Raw genomic sequence first — 2,445 nt, 5'->3', positions numbered from 1 at the left:
GCGCATAAAGAAAGCCTCCCATTTCTCATGTCCAAGAAATGGGAGGCAGTTCACATGAAAGTGATCGGACGGGCTTCTCTATTTAACCCGGGCCGCCACCCATAGCGGCTTTCCAAGCGTATTCTCAGTGCAAAGCAATCGTCAGTTTAATCCTATGCGCTGATACCGCATTTCATTTGTTCGGCTCGAATTCTACGGCCTGGCAACCCTCGCACTCTCCGGCAAATGGATTGAACGCGAAGGCAGAGATGATGTGTGCGTGGACATCGAGGCTGCTGTAGGCAACATACTGGGACATGGACCCCCGCTGCGCGTGGTATGCGGCCCGGCATATTCATTGCCGTCCAACCCCGTGTAGTTGCAGCAAAGGGTGGAACCTCAATGCTCAGCTCATGTTGTCCGTGGGACACGAGAATCGTAAGTACACTTTGGTGCGATTCTCACGCTGATACTGAGCCACCTGGAATAAGATACGTCGCGACAACACTTCGCTTCACCTCTGTCTCGACAAGATGACGTAGACTAAAGTTTCCTTTAGTAAGAGAACGAGAACTATATCTGAAAGCGTTGCGATGGCGTGAAGGCACCGAGTCCGAACCGCCTGAATGCTACGTGCATCTGCATCGCCTTTTTGTTATCTCTGCCAGTTGGGTAGCACTACACTTGTCATCATTTACCCTGGTACATGCTGCCTAAATCCACTACCCCTTCTACCGCGCCGACCATCTCGTCATCGTGAGAGACAACGATGATCAGCTGGCTTTGCTTGTTGCGCTTAACATAGGCCGCAAGCTCGGCGCGGCTTACAGCGTCTAACCCAGTCGTGGGCTCGTCGAGTACCAAAACTGACGACTTGCGTGAAATCGCCGACCATAAGTACACTCGGCGCAGCTCACCGCCCGAAAGCGCGGAGCAACGTTTCCCGAGCAACTCCTTCACGCTGTTTTCCAGCGAAAGTAGGCCATCTACACCCCGGTGATAGGAAGAAAAGGGCGTGTCGAAATACTCTAACAGCTCTTTCACCGTTTCGTCCGGCGCGAAGCACGACTGTGGGCAGCACGATATCTCTCTCGCACGTATGTAATCCAAGTCGCATTCTTCGATTGGCACGCCGTTGTATTTTACTTTGCCTTTCGATGAGTATAGCCCGAGCATCAAGTAAAGAAGTGACGTCTTGCCTCTTCCGTTTTCCCCAACTATGCAATATGTACCAGGACCGGAAAACTTGAAAGAAAACCCGCCGAGGACCTCTCGGACAGATCCGTCTGGAAGGGCAACCGAGAATTCCAAATCAGATACCGAAATGTCATTTATTTCATCGAGTTTAGCTAAATCGGTCCGATTCCACCCCGATCTCTCCTTTTCTCTCGTCGCGATAGCCGTCCTATCCCATGATGCTTTGGCATCTTGATAGGATTTGAACAATGACATCATACTTTTCAAAGTCTTAAAGAGAACCGCGAAGTATGTACCGATGATAGTGTACTCGCCTATTGACATAGTTCCGTTAATGATTCGTACTCCGGAAACAACAAGTATCACCGCTTGAAACAACGCTGCGAAAAGACCATCGAGCGATGTCAGAGAATATGATAGCTTTCCGGAGCGCAAAACTTTGGGAAAATAGCTCTTAAAGCCAGCGTCGAGCGCTTGTTCGCTCTTGCCGTACGAAGATGTCAGTTGAATGTTGAGAATCTGATTAAGCTGCGATGCAATTGCGGCGTAAAAGGCGCTGTCCGCCTCTTTCTTCTCATACGTGACCCTATACAAAAGTTTCCTCAACCCAGTAATTACACAGAAATACACGATGAGGAGAATGATGGAAAACACCGCGAGAGTTGAATCAATTGACCATATGATAAGCAATACGATGGGAATGGCTACAATGGACAGCGGCGCACTGATAAAATTCGCCAAAACGAAGGATGAGACCACGCTGGAGTCGGAAATAATCCGTTGCGTTGTATAGGCTGGATCGATGGTCCGACTCACCAAGTAATCGTCTCTTTCAAAACGCAAGACGGCCTCCCTGAGAAGATCAAAGGAAAGTCTCGTGGTTATGCGAATGGAAAGTGTTCCTGCAAAATAAGTAAAGAGGGTGGAGAAAACTCCTATTGACGCAACCAGGAGCGCGAAGAGTACGGCGTCTCTTTCGCTGCGGTTACCGAGAAGAAAATCTAAGAATTTCCCGTTCACGTATGGCATGGCATAGGAGAGAGCGGTTCCAATCACCGTGATAGCAATGAAGACGAAAGCCCCTTTTGCTCTGATGAACCTCGAGAGAACGCATCGAATCAAGGAAGGCCCCAATCTACCCGCCACAAAACATCAATCACTGATACCTTACACCTCAACACAACAGGAGCGAAGATTTGCCAATGAGACTGCTTTAAGATTGCCTTGGGCCAATACGATCTCAAGCTCTTCCTACAAGAGAGTCGGAAT

General features: G+C 49.2%; 1 protein-coding gene. It reads right to left on the bottom strand.

All coding sequences use genetic code 11. The features are described from left to right. Window positions 1-669: 669 nt before the first annotated feature. Window positions 670-2,298, bottom strand: coding sequence for an ABC transporter ATP-binding protein (locus DWW51_RS05180; RefSeq protein ID WP_117564924.1), 1,629 nt, complete (start codon window positions 2,296-2,298; stop codon window positions 670-672). Between the last annotated feature and the right edge of the window lie 147 nt (window positions 2,299-2,445).

Origin of the sequence: Collinsella sp. AF15-51, from assembly GCF_003462845.1 — a bacterium.
Lineage (GTDB): Bacteria > Actinomycetota > Coriobacteriia > Coriobacteriales > Coriobacteriaceae > Collinsella.
Note: the sequence above shows the minus strand (reverse complement) of the source record. Positions and strands in the feature narration are given on the sequence as shown.